The sequence below is a fragment of the Bifidobacterium choerinum genome, from assembly GCF_002761235.1.
Taxonomy (GTDB): domain Bacteria; phylum Actinomycetota; class Actinomycetes; order Actinomycetales; family Bifidobacteriaceae; genus Bifidobacterium; species Bifidobacterium choerinum.
This window is the reverse complement of the sequence record NZ_CP018044.1, coordinates 1,117,453-1,142,448: the sequence shown is the minus strand read 5'-3', so window position 1 is coordinate 1,142,448 and position 24,996 is coordinate 1,117,453. Positions and strand designations below refer to the sequence as shown.

20 protein-coding genes, 1 tRNA gene and 2 pseudogenes are annotated in these 24,996 nt (G+C 58.8%); 7 read left to right on the top strand and 16 right to left on the bottom strand.

Going from position 1 to position 24,996, the window contains the following annotated elements; genetic code table 11:
- Nucleotides 1-76: 76 nt before the first annotated feature.
- Nucleotides 77-2,476 (top strand): annotated as a pseudogene (locus BcFMB_RS04415) (glycogen debranching protein).
- 10 nt (nt 2,477-2,486) lie between these two features.
- Here BcFMB_RS04415 and BcFMB_RS09520 read toward each other — a convergent pair.
- Both BcFMB_RS09520 and BcFMB_RS04410 read right to left on the bottom strand, forming a co-directional pair.
- On the bottom strand, nt 2,487-2,978 hold the full coding sequence (locus BcFMB_RS09520; RefSeq protein ID WP_133064567.1) for a hypothetical protein: 492 nt from the start codon (nt 2,976-2,978) through the stop codon (nt 2,487-2,489).
- 135 nt (nt 2,979-3,113) lie between these two features.
- Nucleotides 3,114-4,223 carry an amidase domain-containing protein gene (locus BcFMB_RS04410; protein ID WP_157775095.1) on the bottom strand — a complete coding sequence of 370 codons (1,110 nt, stop codon included), beginning with the start codon at nt 4,221-4,223 and terminating at the stop codon, nt 3,114-3,116.
- A 546-nt stretch (nt 4,224-4,769) separates the two neighbouring features.
- On the opposite strand from BcFMB_RS04410, the gene BcFMB_RS04405 reads away from it, so the two are divergent.
- Both BcFMB_RS04405 and BcFMB_RS04400 read left to right on the top strand, forming a co-directional pair.
- Nucleotides 4,770-5,444 (top strand): hypothetical protein, encoded by a 675-nt coding sequence (locus BcFMB_RS04405; protein WP_051198364.1) that lies wholly within the window; start codon nt 4,770-4,772, stop codon nt 5,442-5,444.
- On the top strand, nt 5,441-5,728 hold the full coding sequence (locus BcFMB_RS04400; RefSeq protein ID WP_051198366.1) for a hypothetical protein: 288 nt from the start codon (nt 5,441-5,443) through the stop codon (nt 5,726-5,728). Before BcFMB_RS04405 ends, BcFMB_RS04400 begins: the two co-directional genes overlap by 4 nt.
- A 124-nt stretch (nt 5,729-5,852) precedes the next feature.
- Here the strand turns inward: BcFMB_RS04400 and lnu(C) are convergent, their stop codons facing one another.
- From lnu(C) to rplM, 6 genes and pseudogenes are all read right to left on the bottom strand, one after another.
- On the bottom strand, nt 5,853-6,347 hold the full coding sequence (lnu(C), locus tag BcFMB_RS04395) for a lincosamide nucleotidyltransferase Lnu(C) (RefSeq protein ID WP_002837187.1): 495 nt from the start codon (nt 6,345-6,347) through the stop codon (nt 5,853-5,855).
- Nucleotides 6,348-6,370: 23 nt separating this feature from the next.
- The gene (locus tag BcFMB_RS04390) at nt 6,371-7,408 is read right to left on the bottom strand and encodes an IS1595-like element ISSag10 family transposase (RefSeq protein ID WP_002837184.1); all 1,038 of its coding nucleotides are present in this window, start codon (nt 7,406-7,408) and stop codon (nt 6,371-6,373) included.
- A gap of 163 nt (nt 7,409-7,571) precedes the next feature.
- Entirely contained in the window at nt 7,572-8,381 is an 810-nt protein-coding gene (locus BcFMB_RS04385) for an ANT(9) family aminoglycoside nucleotidyltransferase Spw (RefSeq protein ID WP_002294509.1), read from the bottom strand.
- A 243-nt stretch (nt 8,382-8,624) separates the two neighbouring features.
- Nucleotides 8,625-8,969 (bottom strand): annotated as a pseudogene (locus BcFMB_RS04375) (transposase); the annotation flags it as partial.
- A 452-nt stretch (nt 8,970-9,421) separates the two neighbouring features.
- Complete coding sequence (gene rpsI / locus BcFMB_RS04370; protein ID WP_024540977.1) at nt 9,422-9,916, bottom strand: 30S ribosomal protein S9; 495 nt, start codon at nt 9,914-9,916, stop codon at nt 9,422-9,424.
- A 20-nt stretch (nt 9,917-9,936) separates the two neighbouring features.
- Nucleotides 9,937-10,386 carry a 50S ribosomal protein L13 gene (rplM, locus tag BcFMB_RS04365; RefSeq protein ID WP_024540978.1) on the bottom strand — a complete coding sequence of 150 codons (450 nt, stop codon included), beginning with the start codon at nt 10,384-10,386 and terminating at the stop codon, nt 9,937-9,939.
- 294 nt (nt 10,387-10,680) lie between these two features.
- Here rplM and BcFMB_RS04360 point away from each other — a divergent pair, with 294 nt between their 5' ends.
- The 3 genes from BcFMB_RS04360 (at nt 10,681) to BcFMB_RS04350 (ending at nt 13,244) form a co-directional block, all read left to right on the top strand.
- Complete coding sequence (locus BcFMB_RS04360; protein ID WP_157775092.1) at nt 10,681-12,039, top strand: DUF262 domain-containing protein; 1,359 nt, start codon at nt 10,681-10,683, stop codon at nt 12,037-12,039.
- Nucleotides 12,015-12,671: a GmrSD restriction endonuclease domain-containing protein gene (locus BcFMB_RS04355; RefSeq protein WP_099721149.1), complete on the top strand. Its 657-nt coding sequence runs from the start codon at nt 12,015-12,017 to the stop codon at nt 12,669-12,671. The genes BcFMB_RS04360 and BcFMB_RS04355 overlap by 25 nt, the downstream gene beginning before the upstream one ends.
- 153 nt (nt 12,672-12,824) lie before the next feature.
- Nucleotides 12,825-13,244, top strand: a complete 420-nt coding sequence (locus BcFMB_RS04350) for a hypothetical protein (protein ID WP_024540980.1) — start codon at nt 12,825-12,827, stop codon at nt 13,242-13,244.
- A 101-nt stretch (nt 13,245-13,345) separates the two neighbouring features.
- On the opposite strand, the gene malQ is transcribed toward BcFMB_RS04350, so the two are convergent.
- From malQ to BcFMB_RS04325, 5 genes are all read right to left on the bottom strand, one after another.
- Nucleotides 13,346-15,514 (bottom strand): 4-alpha-glucanotransferase, encoded by a 2,169-nt coding sequence (gene malQ, locus BcFMB_RS04345; RefSeq protein WP_024540981.1) that lies wholly within the window; start codon nt 15,512-15,514, stop codon nt 13,346-13,348.
- An 81-nt stretch (nt 15,515-15,595) separates the two neighbouring features.
- On the bottom strand, nt 15,596-16,429 hold the full coding sequence (locus BcFMB_RS04340; protein ID WP_024540982.1) for an AbrB family transcriptional regulator: 834 nt from the start codon (nt 16,427-16,429) through the stop codon (nt 15,596-15,598).
- 179 nt (nt 16,430-16,608) lie between these two features.
- The gene (locus BcFMB_RS04335; protein ID WP_099721148.1) at nt 16,609-17,256 is read right to left on the bottom strand and encodes an IMPACT family protein; all 648 of its coding nucleotides are present in this window, start codon (nt 17,254-17,256) and stop codon (nt 16,609-16,611) included.
- Nucleotides 17,253-18,191 (bottom strand): D-2-hydroxyacid dehydrogenase family protein, encoded by a 939-nt coding sequence (locus tag BcFMB_RS04330; protein ID WP_099721147.1) that lies wholly within the window; start codon nt 18,189-18,191, stop codon nt 17,253-17,255. The genes BcFMB_RS04335 and BcFMB_RS04330 overlap by 4 nt, the downstream gene beginning before the upstream one ends.
- Nucleotides 18,192-19,391: 1,200 nt before the next feature.
- Nucleotides 19,392-19,481: transfer RNA gene (locus BcFMB_RS04325), tRNA-Ser, on the bottom strand.
- A gap of 508 nt (nt 19,482-19,989) precedes the next feature.
- Between BcFMB_RS04325 and dinB the strand changes: the two genes are divergently transcribed.
- Nucleotides 19,990-21,264, top strand: a complete 1,275-nt coding sequence (dinB, locus tag BcFMB_RS04320) for a DNA polymerase IV (RefSeq protein WP_099721146.1) — start codon at nt 19,990-19,992, stop codon at nt 21,262-21,264.
- A gap of 197 nt (nt 21,265-21,461) precedes the next feature.
- Here the strand turns inward: dinB and dapC are convergent, their stop codons facing one another.
- The 3 genes from dapC to BcFMB_RS04305 form a co-directional block, all read right to left on the bottom strand.
- Nucleotides 21,462-22,634: a succinyldiaminopimelate transaminase gene (dapC, locus tag BcFMB_RS04315; RefSeq protein WP_099721145.1), complete on the bottom strand. Its 1,173-nt coding sequence runs from the start codon at nt 22,632-22,634 to the stop codon at nt 21,462-21,464.
- 325 nt (nt 22,635-22,959) lie between these two features.
- Nucleotides 22,960-23,283: a ferredoxin gene (gene fdxA, locus BcFMB_RS04310; RefSeq protein WP_024540987.1), complete on the bottom strand. Its 324-nt coding sequence runs from the start codon at nt 23,281-23,283 to the stop codon at nt 22,960-22,962.
- An 84-nt stretch (nt 23,284-23,367) separates the two neighbouring features.
- A complete protein-coding gene (locus BcFMB_RS04305) occupies nt 23,368-24,972 on the bottom strand; it encodes an amino acid permease (RefSeq protein WP_024540988.1) in 1,605 nt (534 codons plus the stop codon).
- Nucleotides 24,973-24,996: the final 24 nt, after the last annotated feature.

Here is a 24,996-nt window from a genome sequence, read left to right as displayed (position 1 = left end):
ACACGTCGGCGCGGACGATGTCCATATTCCCGGCATCGCACGGGACGCACGACCTTCGACTGTCTACAATGTTGCCATGCAACTGCCCGAACTTCATCGTTACGCGACGCGCCCAGGACTGTTCTTCACCGACGACGACGGCGCCGACGGCGCCTGGGACCCGCGCCACGGTCTGCGCTTCAATCCGTACAAGTTCCTGCTCGACCCCTACGCGAAAGGCGTCGAAGGCTCGATGACGCTCGACCCGGCCGCCTTCGCCTATGACTGCACGCTGAAGAACGGCCTGATCAAAGGCTCGGCATGGGGCGCGATGAACCGCCTCGACTCGTTGGGCAAAGTGCCGATCTCGGTCGCGATCGACGATCGCGACGTGACGAAGCACGACGCCGATCCGTCGCATCCGCATATGCCGTGGAGCCGCACCGTCATCTACGAGCTGCACGTCAAAGGCTTCACGGCGTAGGTGCCGCGCAGCTCCTCGGGCAGCCACGGCGCCTACGCGGGACTCGCGCATCCGACGACGCTCGCGTATCTGCAAGGCCTCGGCGTCACGTCGATCGAACTGCTGCCGATCATGGCGAAGCAGTCGGAGGTCTTCCTGCAGGAACGCGACCGTACGAACTACTGGGGGTATTCAACGCTCAGCTTCTTCTCCCCCGAACCGTCGTACGCGACGCGCGCCGCACAGCTGCACGGTGCCGACGCGGTGCGTCACGAGGTCATCGACATGGTGCGCGCGCTGCACAGCGCCGGCTTCGAAGTGATCATGGACGTCGTCTTCAACCACACCTGCGAAGGCGGCAACGCCGGTCCGTCGGTGTGCTGGCGCGGCCTCGACAATCTCACGTTCTACCGGCAGCAGCATCAGGGCGGTGAACTCGAGGACACGACCGGCTGCGGCAACACGATCGACTTCACCGACACGCACAACATCACCTTCGCCGTCGATGCTCTCAGCTACTGGGCGAAGCGAATCGGCATCGACGGCTTCCGATTCGACCTCGGCGTCAGCCTCGCGCGGCTCAATGGGTCGTTCACGCCGTACCATCCGTTCCTGTACGCGCTGCGTTCGGAACCGATGCTCGGCAACCTCAAGCTGATCATGGAGCCATGGGATCTGGGCGAGCAGGGATGGCGCACCGGCCAGTTCCTCTCCCCCTTCGCCGAATGGAACGACCGTTTCCGCGACGCGACGCGCAGATTCTGGGTGTGCGAGGTCAACGACGGCGCGCGCGAGGGCGTCGGCATGCAGGAGATGGCGACGCGGCTGTGCGGCTCAGCGGACCTGTTCGCGACCGATCCGGGACGCGGCGCGACGTCGTCGATCAACTTCGTGACGGCGCACGACGGTTTCACGCTCGCCGACCTCACGCAGTACTCGACGAAGCACAACGAGGCGAACGGCGAACACAACAACGACGGCGCGAACACCAACAACTGCGCGAACTTCGGCGTCGAGGGGCCTTGCGACGACCCGCATGTGGCACTGCTGCGCGAACGCGCGCGCATGAACGTGCTCGGCACGCTGATGCTCTCGCTCGGCACGCCGATGATGCTCGCCGGCGACGAATTCAACAACTCGCAGGGCGGCAACAACAACGCGTACTGCCAGGACAACGACATCACCTGGCTCGACTGGGATTGGATCCTGCCCGAGACGAAGACGCCCGAATACATGCGGATGGAGTCGATCTCGCGACTCATCGCGGTGCGCAAGTCGCTCGACATCTACAACCACGAGGACTTCTTCACGCGCCTCAGTCAGCTGGGGCTGCTCAAGCCATCGAGTCGCATCCAATGGCTGCTGCCGGACGGCACGACGCCGATGGAACGCGACTGGTTCGACACGTCGATCCGCTCGTTCACGATGCGCCTGCTGAGCAAGGACGAACTCGACGTCGCGATCGTCGTCAACGGCGGCGACAAACCGCTGCACTTCCACATGCCCCCGGACGCGCATTGGGACGTGCTGTGGTCGTCGGCGGAGACGACCGGTGAGTGGCCGTGCCCAGGCATGCATGAGGAGCGGTTCACTGTCCCGCTCGAGAAGTCGTTCTGGGTCGACCGTGCGATGCGCCGGCAAGGCGACGCCGACGAGACCTTCACACAGATGATGGAGCAGGCGCAGCGCAACGCGGCCGATGCGGCGGCGCGGGACGGCACGACCGTCGCGAGCGGCGCGGCCAGATCGGGTCAATATGTACCGAAATCGGCGCGCATAAGCGCCTCGAACTGGGTGATGCGCGCGACCAGCCGCGGGGACGCAGATCCGACGACGCTCGGACTGCCGAGGATCGGGCACGCGATTCGCAAGAACGTGGCCGATTCGGCGACGCCGTCGTCGCCGATCGGCCACGTCGATGCCGGCCGCCACGGCGCTCAGGCGGACGCCAACGGCGTCGGAACCCACATCTGGACCTTCCCCGCGCTGAGCATCAGCATCCTCATGCAGCAAAACCCTTTCGGCAACGAATAATGGCGATGCTTCACTGAGTGAAAATCTCAGGATACATCGGAACATGGTTCTGGGGGCCATCGACTATGATGCCGAGCGCTTCAGTCGACCATTTGATGGCATCGACTTGTCGTTGCTTGAGTTCTCTGGACATTGTATAGGATCTGATTATCCCAGCGATTTGGTTTCCTATAAAGGGTGATAAGGCTTCAGATTTCTGCTCATCATAGTATTGGTCTATATTGAAAGGCTCCGGTGCATCAAGGCGTCTCAGTTTCTCTTGAACTTCTTGCGGCTGTTCGGCAATCAGATCCTTGACATAGTTGACGCAATGACCAACCTGATCCATTTTTTGTGCATCATGAGATAATAGACTATATTCAATGCAGGAAATGCCGAGCAATATAATCCATGCACAACAGTAACCCAATATCACTACAACCATTTTCGAGATCAAGGTGCTTCGAGTTGTGCAAATCCGAGGGGTATCCTCATCTGTCTTCTCTACATGATGCTCGCTCAACACACACTCCTGTTATATAAAAATACGTCAAATGTTTATGTTCATCATGAAGGAGTTTGCAACACACATCAAACACATATACTACTATTTGACATATTAAATATACCGCAACATTACTTCGTTTCTAAATTATTCTTAATATCTCAACTGCAAACCATACCATTTTGCACCAGGAGCATCTTTAAGAGTATTTTGAAAATCCCAATCATGCCTATTCACTGATTTCTGGCAAATAATAGGGTATGCGTCTACCACCCTCCCATTATCATCTCTTATGACTTTACTGCCCACAACAACCATTGCATGATCGATATGCCCGTCATTCTTCCCTTCTTCCTGCCAGTCGGCATATATTAACGAACCTGCACCAAGACGGTGATAGTTGTTCTCCACATCAAAAATATTTGAATAATTCTTCATATAACGATAATTATTATCAGCGGCACCCCACGTAAAGGAAGTGAAATAATTATGAGGCTGCTTCTTAAATCCCCATCGGTCATCACTTTTGTAATTATGTATGTCTATATCGGTTGCAGGTAAGCCTCCTACATGCAAAACTTGAGAGACAAAATACGTGCATTGAGCACCAGTACAAAATGGTCCAGCAGGATCACTTGGATATTCAGGATTCGTACAATTGCTACCATTTTCTGTCCATTTTTCAGCGTACGTCACAGCTGTGAGATAATCAAACCCTGCCTTTGACTCCATTGCCGCAGAAGGTGCCGCGCTCTCCTCAGTCTGTAGGATAAAAGGAGCATTGTGTGAAACCATTTTAATATCTACCTGTGAGTCCGCAGCTCCAATGATTTCATCTGAAATAATCCGATAACCTGTTTGAACATTTACATCTTTTGCGAGTGTGAGCCTGTGCATATCAGTTGCAGAACTATCTAACACATCACGCTCTTCGTCACCAATAGTAATAGTAACGTTTTTGTTTGGCCTTTGATGTAGAATCGTAGTGATGTCAGCCACGACAGAGTACTCGCCATCATGATCTTCGGCTTTTAATATATTTGCCTTAACTTCCGCACTATCAATTGTCATTGTATCAGGTGTCGCAAACTTATTATAACCATTTTCTTCAGCGAGTTTTTGTTGCGTCGAAGACTCTGACCGAAGCCTTGACCGACTAAACGAATAGGTGCTCTGTATCTGACTGGTGTATAGGTTGACGGTTTGTTCTATTTTTTCTTCAGTATCAGCGAAGGCCTCAGCCGGAGTATAGATAGTGAACATAATTACACCTACGGCAAGACAGAATCTGAAAGCCTTTCTACTTGGCATTATACCCCTTCCCTTGTTTTATACGATAGCATGATTATACTATAGGATATATCCACTATAGATTATTCATATTCCATATACTGAGATAAGAACATAACTGTGTCCCTTGAATCAATATATAGCAATATCTTTCATACGATATACTTTTATTAGGGTTATACGCCAAAAGATGTGTCTTTAATCTGAGCTGATGCCTTTTGCCGATTGGCGTGTCGGGGTGTTCATGATGTGTCCGGTCATTATGGCGCCCGGCCGTTTCGTGTGTCCGAAATGATTCCGGAGCTGTTCTCCCGCTTGGTGTCCGCGTCGGTTCATGATCGCGTTGGTCGACTGGTGCCATGCAACGACCGAAATGTTCGTCCCGCGGAAGGACGATGAAGAAGAACGGCAGGACCTCCGGCGGCAAGATCAGGTACCGGTGCGCGGGCTGCGGCGCGAGTACAAGCGCGAACCCGGACAACGAAGGCCAAGGACCCGTGCACCGCGCTGGACCGGCTCATGTCCAAGGACGCACTCGAGACGCATCATCTGCCGGCGCGTACGCCGCAACGCAAGTGCGAGCCGATGTGGAGCCTGATACCGCCCGTACCCAGAGACGGCGTCGTGCATGCCGCGCCGCACCTCGACGGCATCCATCCGGGTCGCGACGCGGTCGCGCCCATCGCCGTCGACGAGACCTCGCACGTGGCGGGACGGCATGTCGCGCGCAGCGAGACGTCCGCCGCATGGAAACGCCTCCTGCCGCGTCCGGCGCCGCCCGACACGGTCGTGTGCGACGGAGGCGGCGGACCGCTCAAGGCACTGCACGAGACATGGCCCGAGACGCCCGTGCAGCGCCGCCTGTTCCACATCTGCATGAACATCACCCGACCGGCCGGCAGGCATCCCCGCTACGAGCCGTCCAAGCAGCTGCGGAATCCGGCGATCGCACCATCGAAGGCGCACGACCGGGAAACGGTCGACGAGTGGGGCAGGAACCGGCCGAGATGGGAGGCCGCATGCAACACGTCCATCGACGAACACCGCCGCAACGCCGACGGGCGCGAACACGACGCACATGAGCGTCTCGCCAAAGCCAGGCGCATGCCGCGCAGGCTCGTCGTCAAGGACCAGATGCTCACCTTCCCAGGATCGGGGACATCCCCACGACCAACAACCGCATCGAAAGCATGAACTCACTGATCCGCGCCATGCCGCGCCGGCACGGAGGCCTGAGTCCGGAACGTCGGATCAGGGCCGTGTGCCGGTGGCGCCACCGGCACACCATCTGCCCCGAAAGCCGCGAATGGCTCGTCAAGCATGCCGTCACCGACGAACAGCTCGACCAGTGGTACGAGAACGCATGGCAGAACGATCCCCGGACCTTGCACGACCAGACCGGCATGCCGCAGCGATACGGCACAGGCATCGAACGGAACGACCTCCACAAGAACACACCGTGGCAGGACAACAACTAATCAAAGAGGACACACATTTTGGCGTTTAACTCTTTTATTATTTGGCTATGTCACAACAAACAGTTGATAAATAGCCATTTTTATAGGGGAGTATCAGAACTCCCCTACAAACTGTTATTTGCAGTTATCTATACTCATTTGGAATTTCGATATGAAATGTCTCACACAATAACTTCACATCATGTGCATCATTTTCATCAAACTCGTATCCCAGATGGAACATTACTTGACTATATGGTTCAATACAGGAAACCTCTATTTCCTCAATTCTTCCTTTACCCGAAAAAGTTTCTACCGGAAAACAATCCCCATCATAAAGAATTTCACCTTCGTCCGTATATTCAAAACAATGCAAATCAATAATTCTGTTTTTCAAATCTTCCCATACAGTATGGTTCAATGTTGTATATTCCATCTTAATCTCATAAAAGCCATTAGCTTTCATTATTTCTATAAAGTTCTGATAATCGTTCTTTTCTACAAAAATGTCAATATCATTATGGGCTCTTGACTGATATCCAAGAAGAGCATCTACACCCCAGCCACCATCAAGAAAGACTTTAATCTCCGCATCTATTGCAAATTGAAGAATCTGTTTTACATCTGTTATATTGACCATCTTATCATCTCCACAAATTCTAATTAGGCGACCAGAGGAACTGCTGGTCTGTTTGATAAATCTCTGCATTTAGCAGTTTTCAATGTTGCCAAAACAAAAGTTAAGAAGATGTTCCTTTTCTCCATGTCGCTTTCTTTGGCGTAATTTACAAGGTTATTCCACACAAGATAGTTGTTCAGATACTTGGTAGAAACACCGTTAAAGCCACGCATAAACCTCTTTAGCTGACTATGGTAGCTATTGATATGTTGGATATTATAAATGCCTTTCTTGGCTTTGCCAGTCTTTAACTGCACAAGGTCAATACCATTGGCATTTGTAAATCTCACATAGGAGTTCATCTTGTCCGTAACAAGAGTGGAATTGGTCTTAATCCTACCATCATAAATATGATGTAAATCTCTTGTAGAAACTCTACCAGTATTCGTAATCTTGGAGATAGACAAGCCATTCCTATTAACCGCACAAGGAACACATACCTTTTCTTGGGACAAGCCTCTGATATGTGTAGAATGACCACGCTTATGAGCCTTGCGTGGCATAGCAAATGTCTTACTCTTGCTATGATTGCCCTTGTACGAGATGGCGAAAAAAGTTTCGTCAGCCTCAATAATGCCGTCAAGGGTAACATCGTCTGCCATATTCTGAAGTGCATCCAAAATCTTGTGTCTCCAAAGGAATGCGGTGTTTCTGTGAATCCCACAAGCAACAGCAGTCTTACGAATGGATAAGCCATTCATCATACAATCAATGTACTGCTCCCACACGGACAAGTCTTTTCTTGTACCAGACACAATGGAGTTCGTAGCAATCACGAAGGACTTGCCACAATCCTTACATACATATCGCTGTGTGCCATCTTTACGATGACCATTGCGAACCACATGGATACAGCCACAAAGAGGGCATACACGACCATTTGCAAAGCGTTCCTTTGCTACGAAATCTTCAATATTCAAAGACTTTACAAAGGCAGGACTTAAAAGCATTGTTTTAAGGCTTTCCTGCTCTGCGACAGTCAACTTACCGATAATATCTAATGCGTCTTTGATAGTAGGCATATCCAATTACCTCCTTCGGTGGTACTGTTTCTTACTATTATTATACGATATTTCTCGTCAAAAATCAACCATTTGTTGTGACAGAGCCTTTTAAGAAACTGATATATGGGGGAACATATCGAAGCAATCAATAATGCACATTAACAACTAGTCTTTGTTATATTTAAACTATTCGAAAAGGTAATTGGATATTAAGGGAAGACTCTATAGACTTTTTCATATGATTAACGAGTTCAGCCACCTCAGATTCCATTCCTTCCCACTTGTCAACACACTCTCCTAAATAAGCCTCTCTCGCTTTGTTGAGTAAAGTAGCATGCTCATCGGGTAATTGAGGTATCGCCCATTCAGCTGCCAGATCTTTTGAGCGAATTTCACCAGTAGATGCTGTCAGCCACATTCTGGCTAAAGTTAAAATCACATTGCGTTCGTCACCGTTAATGCTAGCTATCAACCCGGGCAACGATTCTTTAATTGCTTTTCGAATATCTGTCATTGGCACAGGCTCAATTACTTCTGTTGCCTTTGGTCCCAAAAGGTTAATACTATTTTTTCTTAGTTGTGCTAAAAGTATTGCTAAATCCGGATCATAAGTCGACTCAGGAATTTCTCCCTTTTCAAACTGCTCTCTTAGCCACTCGCCATACATAAATTCATATTTGGGGGGGAAATGCCAAGGGACAATATCCTTTTGATTTATGACCGTAACTTCAAGAGGCCTCATATCTTTTATGTTTCCTATTTTCCCAGATATAAGCATTAACCTATTTGTAAGATTCCTTCGAGTTTTTTCAGATAAACTTTGATTTGTTATTACCAAAATATCTACATCGCTATTCATACGTAAACCACCCATTACTGCCGAACCATACAAATACACCCCAATTAACATATTATCAAGTAGTTCCGCTATAGTTTTTAATGCTTGAATTGCTTCTTTCGGAATTTTTTTGTTACTTAAATCTATACTCAACTTCGATCTCCTTTCGTCTGAAAACTGTTTTTTAACGCCTCTTAAAATTTATAAAAAAAGAGTAAACATCTTTCGTTGTATTGTAAATTAACGCCATCCAAAATTTTGATTCAAGATTTTCTTTCGGTTTATTATATGTTTGAGCCAATATAAGCTACAAAACTGCTGTCTATCCATTTTTGAGTAACCTCATTTATATCAATCCCAATAGTAGCCAACCCAATAATGCTGCAATCCAATTTCTCTACGAATGGATAAGCCATTCATCATACAATCAATGTACTGCTCCCACACGGACAAGTCTTTTCTTGTACCAGACACAATGGAGTTCGTAGCAATCACGAAGGACTTGCCACAATCCTTACATACATATCGCTGTGTGCCATCTTTACGATGACCATTGCGAACCACATGGATACAGCCACAAAGAGGGCATACACGACCATTTGCAAAGCGTTCCTTTGCTACGAAATCTTCAATATTCAAAGACTTTACAAAGGCAGGACTTAAAAGCATTGTTTTAAGGCTTTCCTGCTCTGCGACAGTCAACTTACCGATAATATCTAATGCGTCTTTGATAGTAGGCATATCCAATTACCTCCTTCGGTGGTACTGTTTCTTACTATTATTATACGCTATTTCTCGTCAAAAATCAACCATTTGTTGTGACAGAGCCTATTATTTATAGACTGAAAGAGTTGATACTCTATATACTCACGATTATTCTCAATACTGTAGCTAAATGATGATGCGCCGGTAAGCTCCATGTGCCATGCTAGAAATCATTACCGCCAGATGTTTCGACGCGTTCCATATAGTTCTCGGTGCACGATTCCGCACTGTTGATTGCATACGCCTGCAGTTGTAGAACTATCCTCCAATGGCGCTGTATGCTCTCTGTGCCACTTGTATTGTAGAGGTTCTCTGACTCGTCCAGCAACAACCACCGCCGCTTCGCAAATCGGTACCCCGCATATACAGCAAGCAGGCCACCCGCTATGCGGATGGCCTGCAGGATTGCGAGCAATGGAACGCACAAATTAACGCTTCGAGAACTGCGGCGCACGACGAGCCTTGTGCAGACCCGCCTTCTTGCGCTCGACGACGCGCGCGTCGCGCGTCAGGAAGCCGGCCTTCTTCAGGGCCGGACGGTTCGCGTCACGGTCGATCGCGTTGAGCGCGCGTGCGACGCCGAGGCGGATCGCGCCGGCCTGACCGGTGGTGCCGCCGCCGTCGACGAGGACGATGACGTCGAACTTGTTCTCAAGCTTGAGCAGGACGATCGGCGAGTTGACTTCACGCTGCTGCAGCTTCGACGGGAAGTACTCCTCGAGCGTACGGCCGTTGATCGTCCACTTGCCGGTGCCCGGAACCAGACGCACGCGGGCGACGGCTTCCTTGCGACGGCCGGTGCCGTAACCCGGGGCGATCGCGGAGGTGCCGGTGCCGGCGCCGGAGTTGGTCTCGGTCGTGAAGGCGACGGTGTTCTCAGCCTCGGTTTCCTGAACCGGGGAGTTGTTGGTGTTCTCAGCCATGATATCTATCTCCTAACGGTTCACTTTGCCTGCTGCGAGACCTGTTCGATCTCGAAGACCTGCGGCTGCTGGCCGGCGTACGGATGCTCCTCGCCAGCGAAGACGCGCAGACGGGTCAGCTGGACCTTGGCGAGCTTGTTCTTCGGCAGCATGCCCTTGACGGCGTGCATGATGATGCGCTCCGGCTTGTTCTTGAGCAGCTCGGCATAGCTGTCGCGGCGCAGACCGCCGGGACGACCGGAGTGGGAGTAGAGTTCCTTGTCCATCTTGTCACCGGTCAACGCGATCTTGTCGGCGTTGATGATGATGACGTAGTTGCCGGAATCGGCGTGCGGAGCGAAGGACGGCTTGTTCTTGCCGCGCAGCAGGTTCGCCGCGGCGACGGAAAGACGACCAAGCACGACGTCGGAGGCGTCGATGATGTACCAGTCGTGAGTCAGATCAGCTGGCTTCGGTGTGAAAGTTTTCACGATATACCTTTTCTTTATATTGTGTTCCGGACTTCCCGGACATGCTTGGTTAGGGCGGCGTCCGTTCGGTCTCATTACCGTGGGCTCCCTGAAAGTCCTTATGGCGAGTGGGAAAGCGCTTTGAAGGACCCCGTAGGGAAACACAACAATCCTCTAGTATATCGGCTGGCTTGACAATGACGGACATGCGACGCGCCGGGATATGCGACGAAACATCGACGACGGGACAAAACCGCGATGTTGAGTGATCATGGATCTGAACCATGTTGGGGACATCGATCAATGGAGGTCGTCATGAACATAGATTCAACCAGTCTGGCTCTCTCAAAGATTCTGACGATGGAGAGCCGGGAGTACTACCATATTCCGCCATATCAGCGGCCATACTCATGGAAGAAGGAACAGATCGATCAGCTGTTCCAGGATATCTATGAGGAGGCGAGCGGATACTATATCGGAAACGTCCTCGTCACCGAGCATAAGTCAAAGGACGATGCCTCCGAGATAGTCTACGAGGTCATCGATGGGCAACAGCGCCTCACGACCTTGTCCCTGCTCCTGCTGGCGCTCTGGGAGATCTGCATCGAACGCAGGGATGACGCCGAACTTCCGGTAGAGGACCAGCATATCGCATCGGATCTGCTCAACGACATCAAGCGACGTATCATCGTGAACCGCAAGGTATCGGATCCGCGCCTGCAACTGCTCAGCGACGATGCGACGATCTACAAGGAACTCATCCGTGCCATCGACAGCAGCACCTCGGCTAAGAAAGAGGAGCCTCACGTCAAAAAGAACCGCGTATTCGTGAAACGATACAACCATATCCTCGATACGTTGAAGGATGCGGAGACGTTCCCCGACATGCAGTCGTTGTCCGACTTCTACGACAAGCTCATCAACGTGATGATCCTGCGAATCACGGCGGAGAGTATCGGGGACGCCTTCAGCATCTTCTCCTCGCTCAACTCGAAGGGCCTGCCGCTGACGCTCGTGGATCTGCTCAAGAGTGAGTTCCTGAGCATGGACAGCAACCAAAGCGACGCAGCACAGGAATCCACGCTGGGGAACGACTGGGAGAAACTTGCCAAGATCTTCACGAACGCCGACGGCGATGTGGATACGAAGGCGTTTACGCAGTTCTTCCTCAACAATTACGACGCCTTCGAAAGCAGCGCGAGGGGATCGATCACGAAAAGCAAAGCGCTGTACCGGTATCAGGATGTGCTCAAGCGCAAGCAGACCGCATCTCGCTTGGGCGGATACGACTATATGCAGGAGATGATCAACCGTGCATGCGCATACACCGTCATCATCCAACTCTCCAGCAAGTCCGGCGAATCGAGCGGCAACGCGCTGCTCGACGATCAGGAGATCCGTCAGCTACTGCAGGGTCTCAAGCAGCTGGAATCGACGCAGGCCTATCCGCTGCTGCTGTTCCTGTTCGTCAAGGCCGATGAACTGCAGCTCGATAAGGACCAGCTCGCCGAGATCCTGCGCGCGTTCGTGACGTTCTATGTGCGCCGCAACATCGTGGAGTATCCGAAATCGTCGAACATTCGTTCCAGGCTCATCGGCGTCATCCGCACCATCGACGGCACGGACGACGCGTTGCGCGGCGAGGACACGTGCACACCCTCGTACTCGCGCTGAAGAAGATGAGTGCGGACGACGAGACCCTCGGCAAGGAGATCCTCAAGCGCCCGATCTACGATCAGAACGCGAAGACCACGCGTTTCGTGCTCATCGATCTGGAACTCGGACTGCAGCAGCGCAACCACGCCAGCTTCTCCACGAAGGCACGGCCCCTCGATCTCGACGACAGGCTCGACAATGGCAAGCCTCGCTGGACGATCGAGCACATTCTCCCCGAAGGCAAAAACCTGCCCGAATATTGGAAGAAGCAGATCTCTCCGAACAATCTGTCCGCCGCAGGCGAGCTCCAGACAGAGTACATGCACCGTTTCGGCAACCTGACGCTCACGCCGTACAACGAGAATCTGCAGCAGAAGCCCTTCGCCGTCCCCGAACATCCGGTCTCCGACAACGACGCGCATTACGACCTGTCGAAGCGCGACTACAAGGACAACGGTGAATTCGTCGGCATACGTCTGCCGCTGCAGATCAACGCGAGCATCCCGGAGGAAGGCGAATCCATCGAGGACAAGGAATCCTGGACGATCGACGATATCAAGCGTCGTTCTGAATGGTTCCGCGACGAGATGCTCAAACGTTACCGCTTCCCCGACGCCCCAGAGGTCCCAGACGTCCCAGACGCCAACTGAGCATCGCCTGAGTCATAACGACGCGACGCGTCCCGCCTACTCGGCAGGGCGCGTCGCGTCGTATCAGCGTTCTTCCAGCATGATCCCGATCCGATCGCAGCGGCGGCCGCTTAGCTGACCACGACGGACGACATATGGACGGGAACGAAAAAAATGTTCGGCGAACTCGACGAAATCGAATTCGGCGTCATCATCCGGCACATACTGCGCATCGCACGCGGCAGCGAAAGCCACACATGGTTCGTCGAGAAGGACGATTTCGCGTCGGACGCGTTCGACGACGGCGACTGGGTGCAGCTGCTGCACGACGTGGCACGGATGGCCACGCGACATCATGTGGCGAATCTCGGTCATCTCATCGAGATTCCAGCACTCGACTGGCGCGACTCCCCGGACTATGCGGCCGCATTCTACGGCGATTTCGTGCTGCTGTTCGACCTACTGACGCCAATCGACCCGTTCAATGACGAGGACGGCGATGACTTGTCATGGGCACAGCGCGCGCGTCATCATCAGCTGGTCGTGCCGCAGACGGCGGTCACGCTGACGTATCAGCAGCGGAGGGAGCACTGAGACCGCCGTAAATCGAATCAACGACGAGACGGCGCTCCTCTACGGCAAGGGGCCCGACGCTTGTATCAAGCGTCGGGCCCCTATGCACGCAACGGCGGAAATCAGGCATTCATGATCTTCGTGATGCTCTGCAGCAGGTCGCCGCGGAACAGATCCTCGAGCATGACCGCATCGCCGGCCGCGTCAGCGAGCGGAACGCGCCAGTTCGGATACTCGTTGTCGGTGCCCGGCTGGTTCTGTGCGCGCTTCTCGCCGACGGCGTCGACGATGGACGCGGCGAGCAGCTTGCACGGCGATCCCTTGAGGCCGCGGTACAGCGCCTCGACGATCTCGGTCTCGTGCGCGGTTTCGTCCTGCAGCACCGACGGATCCAGATACCCCTCGTCGGTGAGCATCTGCAGCATCGCGTTGTGCTCCGCGCGGGCGCTCGCCTCGAAGGCCTCGGCACCCTCCTCGAGCAGGCCGAGACGTTCGCGGATCTTGACGTGCTCGTACTCGAGGTAGCCGGCCGCCGGCGGCATGTCGTGCGTGTTGACCGACGCGAGCGCGTACGGACGCCAATGCTTCGGCGGCGTGAAGACGCCGTCCATCTGCTCGAACCATTCGACGGCGCATCCGAGGATGCCGTGGTCGGACAGCGACTTCTGCACATAGTCGGGCACGACGCCGAGGTCCTCGCCGACGATGATGCCGCCGACGCGGCTCGCCTCAATCGCGAGGATGCCGAGCATGACGTCGTGGTCGTAGTAGACGTAGGTGCCGTCGACGGCCGTGTGGCCCTCCGGGATCCACCACAGACGGAACAGGCCGAGGATGTGGTCGATGCGCACGGCGCCGGCGCAGTCGAACATGCCGCGCACCATCTCACGGTAGGACAGGTACCCGGTGTTCCTGAGCGCGAGCGGGCTGAGCGGCGGCTGGCTCCAGTTCTGGCCCTGCTGGTTGAACATGTCCGGCGGCGCGCCGACGGTGGCGCCCTTCGCAAAGCGCTCCGGGTTCCACCACACCTCGGAGCCGAGCGGATGCACGCCCACGGCCATGTCGGACATGATGCCGATCTTCATGCCGGCGGTGCGCGCCGCCTCCTGGGCGAGGTGCAGCTGCTGCGTCGCCGTCCACTCGAGCCAACGGTAGAACTCGAGCACGTCGGCGTGCTTCTCGCGCAGTTCGATGACCTCCGGCGACTGCTTGTCCATCGCACGCACCCAGTTGTCCGGCTTGTCCTCCGGCGCGCCCCACATCTCGTAGCACAGGCACCAGGTGGCGTAGGCCTCGAGGTCCTCGCCGCAGCGGGCCTTGTACTCGTCGAACTCACGCTGGCGTTCCTGGGACAGGCCCGCATTGAAGATCTCGCGCAGCGCCGACTTCTTCTCGAGCCACATCGCGTCACGGTCGATGAGCTTCGGATCGTTGTTGAACCCCTCTACCTTCGCGTGCGCGGCCTTGACGGCCGCCTTCGCGTCGTCGTCGAGCGTGTTGTATTCGGGGATGTCCTCGGGACGGATGTAGGTGAAGTTCACGAAGCGGCGCGACACCGGCAGATACGGCGACGGCGTGAGCGGCACGACCGGCTCGGCGGCGTGCAGCGGATTCACGAGCAGGAAATCGGCGTCCGTGTAGCGCTTGCCGTCGGTGAGCAGCGTGCGCAGGTCGGTGTAGTCGCCGACGCCCCACGAATCGGCCGAGCGAATCGAGTACAGCTGCGCCATCCAGCCCCACAGCGATCCGTTCTTCATCGGATCGAGCATCTCGATGCGTTCCGGCGCGCTGATGAGCGTCGCATCCTCGGAACGCTCGCCGCTCTCGACGTGCAGCGTGTGGTAGCCGACCGGGAGCTCGGCGGGGAGGACGAGTTCGGATTCGGCGATGAACTTGCCGTCGATCTCATGCACCTTGGCTTCCGGCATCGCGTTGAGCCTGAGCTCGCCTTCGAAATGCTCGCCGTTCTCGAGGATCAGCGTGACCTGCGCCGGCTCGGTGATGCCGGTGCGCAGCGTGACATGCGTCTCCTTGCCGACCGTGTGCAGCACGGTCGGATCGATGAGACGCAGATGTCGCTCACGCGTGATGTCGGCGATCGCCTTCTCAATCGCCTCGTCGGAGGTCGCGTCGATGCCGAGCGCACCAAGGATCGCGACGAGCGTCTCGTCGGAGATCTCATGGAAATCGCGCGACAGACCGGTGTAACTAGTTGCAACGCCCATCATGGACGCCAGACACACGAGAGGGCGTGCGAGGCGCTCCGGGCTTTCTTCCATTTGCTCTGCCATAGTTCCCTAGTGTAGGGCAACAAACGTTGTCAAAACACCGCGACGCGCGCATTTCCCACAGTTTTGCCACAGAACGCGGATTCATTGGCCGAGGCGGCGACGCGCGGCATGCACGACCTCGTCGCTCGAATCGGCGCTCAGTCTTTCGAGAATCTCCTGTGACGCGTTAGGGTTAAGCGCTACAGCGCGGCGCACCATCGACGACAATACAACGTTCGCATCCGGCTCGAGCTCCGCACCGAGACGGGAGAGGAAATCGAGCGTCTCGACATCCATATCCGGGTCCTGCGCACCCTCGAGACGCATCTTCCACGACGTGCGCTTGTTGTGCAGCGCCTTGTCGCGCACGGCGGGCACGTCGTCCTTCGTGAGCCTGCCGACGAGCCAGTTCTTGTCGTCGGCGTTCGCGGCGACGGCCTCGCGCACCGTCGGCGACGCATCCTCGGACAGCTTGACGAGCACGTTCGGGAACGGCATCGTGCTCGCGAGGAACACACGGTCCTCCTCGGGCGTGTGCGGATTGCCGGCGACCGCCTCGAGCAACGCCGTCGCTCGCGAGAACGCCGCCTGCTCGCCGCGGTCCGGCAGCGGACGGCGCGCGAACTCGTGCAGCTCGGCCGCGTCCGTCGAATGCCGCAGCCGCTCGTAGGTCGCCGTCAGCGGCTCGATATGGGGCGCGTCGGCGCCGTCGGACTCGTCTGTATCGTTGGTGTCGATTGCGTCGGCGGCTTCCGTTGCCGCCGCATGCGCCGCGGCGTCGGCGTCCGCCGGCATGGTCGCGTCCGTCGCATCCCCCATGTTCGCGACGTTCGTCGCGTTCTGAGCATCCGTCTGCGCGTCCGCCACAGGCTGGTCGTTCGTCGTCGACGTGGCGTCGTCGCCCATCGTTCCGCCATTCATCGTCTCATCGGTCATCGTCCCACCTCTGTCCGTAGATCGCTCCGCCGCATATGTGCGCGGTCGCATGCACATGCCCGTCCACTCTAGCAACGGCCGTTGCGCGCGACGTCCGCCGCGCACGCCGCGGCCGCGCGTCGGCGCGCGTGTCGCCGCGCGTCGCGCATACGCCACGGCCGGCGCTCGTACGCGCCCGGCTATCGTTCCTCGACGGGCCGTGCGACGAGGCCGAGCGGTTCCGGCACGACGGTCGCGTTGAAGGTCTCGCGCACGCGGTCGGCGAATCGGCCCTCCATATCGGTCGGCACGGCGCAGTCGACCTCGACGTGGTCGGTGAACGCGGCGTCGAGCTGCGCGCCGTCGACGGTCGCGAGCAGCTGCTGGAAGCCGCCGAGCTGCGCGTAGTCGAGGCGGACGTGGAAGCGTCGGCACTGCACGATGCGCGCCTTGCGCGCCGCCTTCACGGCGAGCGACGCGCCGGTCGAATACGCGCGGATCAGACCGCCCGAACCAAGCAGGATGCCGCCGAAGTATCTGGTGACGGCGACGACGCAGTCGGTCAGGTCGTTCGCGCGCAGCACATCGAGGATCGGTTTGCCGGCGGTGCCCGACGGTTCGCCGTCGTCGCTCATGCGTTCCATGACGCGCCCCGTCCCGTCGGTGACGATCGCCGCGTATGCGACGTGCCGCGACTTCGGATGCATCTCGCGGATCGTCTCGACGAAGGCGAGCGCGGCGTCGAGGTCGTCGATGTGGCACGCGTCGCCGATGAACTCGGATTTCTTCTCGACGAACGCGTCATGCGCCGGATTCGCGGCGTCGTCGAGGATCGTGCGCGTCGTCATTTCGTCTCCGGATCGACGACGACGTTCATCTTGCCGCCGGAGAGGAAGGCGACGACGTCTTCGACGCATTGCCGTGTGAGATTGCGGTTCGCGCCGTCGGAGCGCCATGCGACGTGCGGCGTGAGCACGAGGCCGTCGATCGCGAGCAGCGGACTGTCCATAGGCAGCGGCTCCTGGTAGTAGACGTCGAGCGCCGCCGGGATGTCGCCGCGTTCGAGACGCCTGACGAGCGCGCCGGGGGCGATGATCTCCGCGCGCGCCGTGTTGATGAACATCGTACCCGGGCGCAGCGCATCGAGTTCGGCATCGCCGATCATGCCGCGCGTGCCATCGACGAGCGGCATGTGGATCGACACGACATCGGCGCCGGCAAACAGCGCCTTCATGTCCGCGACCGGCGTCACACCATGTTCGGCATGGCGTTCGCGCGGACCACGTCCCGAATCCCAGACGGTCACCTGCATACCGAAGCCGTGGGCGATGCGCGCGACCGTCTGTCCGATGCCGCCGAAACCGACGATCGCGAGCGTCTTGCCGGCGAGTTCGACGCTGCTCATGCCGTCCCAATCGCCGGCGCGCAGTTCGCGGTCGAGCTCGCCGACGCGGCGGGCGAGCTCCAGAATCAACGCGAAGGTGAACTCGGCGACGGCCGCGTCGCCGTAGTGGCGCACGTTGCAGATGCGCACGCCGAGTTCGCGCGCCAGATCGAAGTTCACGTAGCTCGCGACGCCGGTGCCGCCGAATGCGAGGCAGCGCGCCGTCTTCGCAAGGCGACGCAGCATGTCGTCGGAGATGTGCACGCCGATGACGATGACGGCGTCGGCACCCTGCGCGCGCTCGACGAAGAGGTCCTCGTCGAACGTGTAGTCCTCGAACAGACGCACCCGCGCGATGCCGTCAAGCATCGGCAGCGCGGCCTTGAGCGGGGCGATCATGTCCTCGAACACGCATGGGATGGTCACGAGCGGAAGATCGGCGCGGTCGGGCTGGGGGTGGGAGGAGTGCGGTCGGGAAGAGTGCGGTCGGGAAGAGTGCGGTCGGGAAGAGTGAGCGGAGGTGGGGATGACGGGAGTCGCGTCCGCCCGGGTGACTTCGTCCGCAGGTGTCGTGTCTGCGGGTGTGGTGGGTGCAGGCGTGGTGGGTGCGGACGGGGTGGGTGTGGTTGGTGCAGGCGTCGTGTCTGCAGGCGTGGTGGAAGCTGATGTGAAGCTCATGGAAGCGGCAACGGTCGGGCTGGCCGGAGTGGTCGGGATGGCCGAGTGGTTTGGACTGGCCGGGCTGGCTGAACTGGTCGAGTGGGACGGGATAGCCAAGTTGGTCGGATCAAAGGGGCCGGCGGGCAGCGTTTCGGGCGTGCGCATGGTCGCCGGTTCACCGTGTGAGACAGTCGTCGCCGGTTCCGTAGGTTCGATGTGTTCCGTCATGGGTTCCACTGTAGCGCCGCTTCTGTTTCCACCGCACATCGAGCGTCCTGCGTCCCCATCCATCGACCAGTTCGACGGAACGGGACGCAACGGGACCGGTTTCCGGGAGCTTCCATCGACAGGCCCGACGGGTCGGGACGCAACCGGGCCTATCCGCGGGTGCTTTCATCGACAGGCCCGACGGAACGGGACGAAGCGGGCGGTTCTGTCGACCGGCCCGACGGGTCGGGACGCAACCGGACCCGTCCGCGGGCGCTTCCATCGACAGGCCCGACGAAACGGGATGCCAGCAGGCTGGTTTCCGGGCGGAACCATCAGCCAGTCCGACGGAACGGGACACAACCGGACCCGTCCGCGGGCGCCTCCATCGACCGGCCCGACAAAACGGGACGCAACCGGCGGATACGTCAATCGCCCGATATGAAGCCATATCAGGCGACACATCAGACTTGGATCAGCCGATGAACATGCTTGCAGGCATGTGAGCGAATCGTTGCATACATGTCTCATCAATGCATACATGTCTCATGAAACTGTCCATGAAAACGTTTCATGATTTGCAGGGATTTGCAGAACGTACTACAGTGATGCATCGAGGCTGTGGACAAAGGCGTACCGCGGCTTCACCTTTCAGCAAACCAACCATTCGCCCCAATCCAGCAATCCGCGGCAATGAGAAAGCCGGAACCGCAATGCGATTCCGGCTTAAGCTGGCGGAGTCAGAGGGATTCGAACCCTCGAGCCGCTAACGCGACTAACACCTTAGCAGGGTGCCCCTTTCGGCCACTCAGGCATGACTCCACGCCGCACTTCATAAGTGCAACAGGTTACAAGCATAGCAGCCATCCCCGACCAGCACAAATCGTCATCACCGTGCGTGTCCCGCACCCTCCCGAATCCCCTACGCGCCACCCATTCGTCAGCTTTCATGCCCCTACCCTCAGATAAGCTCCCATTGCGTCCCGATTCGTCGGCCGGTTCGACAATCCCACCCGCTCCGTCCCGCCTCATCGACCAGTCCGACGAAACCACCCGCAGACAGGCCCCATTGCGTCCCATTCCATCGACCGGTTCGACAATCCCACCCGCTCCGTCCCGTTTCATCGGGCCGGCCGACGAAAGCACCCGCAGACAGGCCCCATTGCATCCCGTTCCATCGACCATGCCGACGAATCGGGACGCGGATCAGGCCACCAGCGGCCTGTTCCATCGAACCAGTCGATGACCCCACCCGCAAACAGCCCCCAGCCGCGCCCAGATCCACCCCACCCACTTCCATTCGAACAAATGTTCCACTAGACTATCGGTTATGAGCACCGCACCACGCATCGCCGCCGCCAAACGCGACTGGGGCCACGACGAACGTGGCTGCACGGTGCTGCACATCGACATGGACGCGTTCTTCGCGTCACTCGAAATCGCGCGGCATCCCGAACTCGCGAACAAGCCGGTCATCATCGGCACCGGCAACCGCGCCGTCGTGTCGGCGGCGAACTACGAGGCACGCAAATACGGCATCAACTCGGCGATGCCGGCGTCACGCGCGCATCAGCTATGCCCGGGCGGCGTCTTCCTGCCCGTCGACCACCACTACTACAGCCAAATCTCGCGTGACATCTTCGGCACGATCTTCAGTCGCGTGACCGACCAGATCGAACAGGTCTCGGTCGACGAATGCTATATGGACGTCGCCGGCGCGCTGCTCGAATGGGGTTCGCCGCTGCGCATCGGCGCATGGCTGCGCGAACAGGTCCGTGCACGCCACGGCATCACCTGCTCAGTCGGCATTGCCTCGAACAAGCTCGTCGCGAAGATGGCGTCGACGAACGCGAAACCCGACGGCATGCTGCTCATCCCGGTCGCCAGACAGGCCGAATTCGTGCAGATGATGCCGTTGCGCGGCATCCCCGGCATCGGTCCGGCGCTCGAACGCCGTCTGGACGAGCACGGCATCGACTCGGTGAAGGCGCTCGCCGAGATCGATCTGCCGCTGCTCGAAAGCATCGCGGGCTCACGCATCACCGCCGAACGCCTCTACAATGCGGCGCGCGGACTCGACGCGCGGCCAATCGTCACGCATGCGCCGGAGAAGTCGATCGGCGCCGAGCACACGTTCCCGCAGGACGTAAGCGACGCGGCGAGCGTGTGCGGACTGTTGCGGCGCTGCTGCGACGACGTCGCGTCGACGCTGCGACGCAAAGGGTTCGTCGCGCGCACCGTCACCGTGAAACTGCGATTCCCCGACCTGAGCGTCACGACGAAATCGCTGACGATCGAACAGCCGGCCGATTCCGCGAGCGCACTGCTGCCGGTGACGCTCCGACTGCTGCGCGCGATGCTCGACATTCCGGCCGACGCGACGCCGACGCGACTGCCGCGCGCGATCCGCCTCGCCGGCATGTCGGTGAGCGGCCTGAGCGACCGTGCGACGACGGTCATCCAGCCGACGCTCGACGACGTGCTCGCCGAAAGCGGCGCCGACGGCCACGTCTCGACGACGCAGACGCGGCTGCGCGGCGCCGAGGAGGCGCTCGACGCGATCCGCGGCCGTTTCGGTTCCGGCAGCGCGCAGCTCGGCATCTGAATAATTGCGCGGACGCTCATGCGTGCCCGCGCGACGGCGCGCATACGACGGCTGTGCGATTACGAAACCGCGGCCGCCGCATCACCGCATTCGGCCATCGCCGCGCGACGCGCCGCCGTGGCCGCGGCGCGTCGCAACCGCAGCCACGGCGGCACGCACACTCATACAGTCACCGTCGCACAACCGTCACGCAGTCGTCACTCGCCGACCGCGGCCGCCGCGCGCAGTCGGCCGACGGCGGCCGCGATGTCCTCGTCGCTCACCGTCGACGAGAAGCGCAGATGGGAGCCGTCGCCGTAGAACTCGCCGGGGCTCGCGATGACGCCGATCGACGCGAGATCTTCCATGTCCTGCCAGCAGTCGCCGGACTTCGCCTTCACCCACACGTACAGCGCGCCCTGCGGCATCGACGCGTTGTATCCATAGGCGCGCAGTCCTTCGACGAGCGCCTTGAGCCGCGCATGGTAGCGGTTGTGCTGCAGGCGCACCGCGTCGGTCGAGCGCAGTCCCGCCGTCATCGCCGCCTGCACCGGACCGGGGACGATGAGGCCGAGCTGCTTGCGCAGGTTCGTCATGTCGTGCACGATCGCGGCGTCGCCGGCGATGCACGCGGTGCGGTAGCCGGCCATGTTCGACTGTTTGCTCAGCGAGTACAGCACGAGGATGCCGCGGGCGTCGCCGTCGCAGACGTCGGCACGCAGCATGCACGGCGATCCCTCGAGATCCTGCTCGAGCATGCCTTCGCCGTCGTTGTCGTCGTTCCACGCCATCATCGCGTAGCATTCGTCGGACAGCACGACGGCGTCGATCGCGCGCGCCGCCTCCACGATGCGCCGCAGCTGCTCCGCGTCGAGCGTCGCGCCGGTCGGATTGTTCGGCGAGTTCACCCACACGGCCTTGACGCCGGGCACGTCCTTCCACGACGCGACGTCGGCGACGTCGTCCACCTTGTGCACGGTGGCGCCGGCGACCTGCGTGCCGATTTCGTAGGTCGGATAGGACACGCGCGGCTGGACAACGACGTCGCCGGCGCCGAGGTGCAGCAGCGACGCCATCATCGCGACGGCCTCCTTCGAGCCGACCGTCGGCACGACGTCGGCGCCGATCTGCGCAAGTTCGACGTCGCGGCAGTCGCGGAACCATTCGTGCAATGCGGCGCGCAGTTCGGCGGTGCCGACCGTCGCCGGATAGCCGTAGCCGTTCGCGGCGCTCGCGGCGTCGGCGAGCGCGACGCGCACGGCCTCGGGCACATCGTCCACCGGCGAGCCGATCGACAGGTCGATCATGCCCCCGGCGAACTCACGCGCGCGATCCTTGTACTGCGCGATGCGCGACCAGTCGTACGGCGACGAAAAATCATGGAATCCCATCTCATGCTCCTTCTGTCTGCACGATGCATGCGTTATGCGATGCATGTGCCTTATCCGATGCATTGTTGTTCCTGCTCGGTGACTCGGCTACTGCTGACGATTATCGTTTCCCGCATTGACCGGCGTCGCCCGGCGCGTATGCGCACGCAGCGCGAGACGCCAGAACACGCGCCAGCGTCACACGTAGCGTACGCGTACGCAGTGCGAGACGCGCACAGTGCACGGAACAACGCGGATGGCCCGCGCACACCCCGGATAGGGGCATGCACGGGCCATTCCGACGCGGATCGCGCAGACACAATCACACGTGGCAATCACGTGGCGGTCACGCGCCGTTCTGCGGCGGCAGTTCGGCGACGCGCTTCGGGTCCTTGCCGATCGGGCCGGCGGCCTGTGCGCCGCCGAGGTCGCCGACTTCGGCGAAAAATTCGATCGCCGCGTCCTTGTACCACTCCCACTGCGGCGGCAGATCGTCCTCATAGAAGATCGCCTCGGTCGGGCAGACCGGCTCGCAGGCGCCGCAGTCGACGCACTCGTTCGGGTTGATGTACAGCGAACGCTTGCCTTCGTAGATGCAGTCGACCGGGCATTCGTCGACACATGCCTTGTCTTTGACGTCCACGCAGGGCTGGGCAATCACATAGGCCATCTGTGTCCTCCTTAAGACTCCGTTCCAGACTACCGCGCGCCCGCCGCCGAGCAAAGTCGACGCGCGCGGCGATGCGGCGTCGAGTCAGCGTTCCTCGCGCCGGCGTTCGTCCTTCGCGGCGGCCTTCGCCTTCGCTTCGGCCGTCTCGCGCGCCGTCTCCTTGAGCTGGCTGATGCGCTGCTCCTTGTCGAACCGCTCGAGTTCGGCGTCGAGCTCGCCGGTGCCGAGCCGCGCATGGTTGTAGCTGTAGGAGAAGTAGATGGCGAAGCCGACGACGAGCCACACGAGGAAGCGAATCCACGTGAGCACGGTCAGGTTGAGCATGAGCCAGAAGTTCGCGAGCGCGACGAGGATCGGCACCCACGGGTTGCCGGGGATGCGGAAGGTGCGCGGCAGGTCGGGGCGCTTCTTGCGCATGATCGGGATCGCGAGCGCGACGAGCGTGAACGCCGAGAGTGTGCCGATGTTCACCATGTCGGACAATACGTCGATGTTGAAGCAGGCGGCGACGAGCGCGACGACGACGCCGACGACGATCTGCAGCCTCGCCGGCGTGCCGTGTTTGCCGGTGCGCGAGATGCCGCGCGGCAGCAGGCCGTCGCGGCTCATCGCGAAGACGACGCGCGTCAGGCCGAGCAGCAGCACCATGACGACAGTCGCGAGTCCGAGCACGATCGCGAAGCTGATGATCTTGGCCGCCCAGTCGGCGCCGACGAGTTCGAACGCGGTCGCGAGCGACGGGCTGTCGACCTGCGCAAGCTTCTTGTAGGAGACCATGCCGGTCGTGACGATCGCGACAAGCACGTACATGACGATGACGAGCAGCATGCCGACGCCGATGCCGAGCGGCACGTTGCGCTTCGGGTTCTTCGTCTCCTCGGAGGCGGTGGCGACGACGTCGAATCCGATGAAAGCGAAGAACACGAGCGCGGCGCCGGAGAGGACGCCCGACCATCCGTAGACGGTCGGCTGCATGTGCGTGAGCCACTGCCACAGCGGCTGCGCCATGCTGCCGCCGAGCTCGCCGTGCCGCACGACGTCCGCCGGTTCGCTCGGCGGCACGAACGGCGTGTAGTTCGCGGCTTTCACGTAGAAGAAGCCGACGACGACGACGAAGACGACGATTGCGATCTTGAGGATCGTCATCGCGCCGTCGACGCGCGCGCCGATCTTCGTGCCGAAGACGAGCAGCACCGTGAAGAATCCGACGATGATGATCGGCGCGATATCGAGGTGGAAGGAGCCGAAGGTGAGGTTCGTATTCCAGTTCAGGCCCATCAGCCGCATGAAGTCGTTGAGGTAGACGCCCCAGTATTTGGAGATGACGGAGCCGGCCATCAGCATCTCGAGGATGAGGTCCCATCCGATGATCCACGCCATGATCTCGCCGATCGTCGCGTAGGTGAAGGTGTATGCGGAGCCGGCGACCGGCATGATCGACGCGAATTCGGCGTAGCACATGACGGCCGCGCCGCAGACGATGCCGGCGATGATGAAGCTGATGATGACGGCGGGGCCGGCGTGGAAGGCCGCCGCCTGCGCGCCCACCGAGAAGATGCCGGCGCCGACGGCCACGGCGACGCCCATGACGGCGAGGTCCCACCATCCGAGGCTGCGTTTGAGTGAATGGCCGGTTTCGTTCGTTTCGGCTATGGTTTGTTCGACTGATTTCGTCCTGAATATCTGCACGTTGCCACCTGGTCCGCGTTCTTA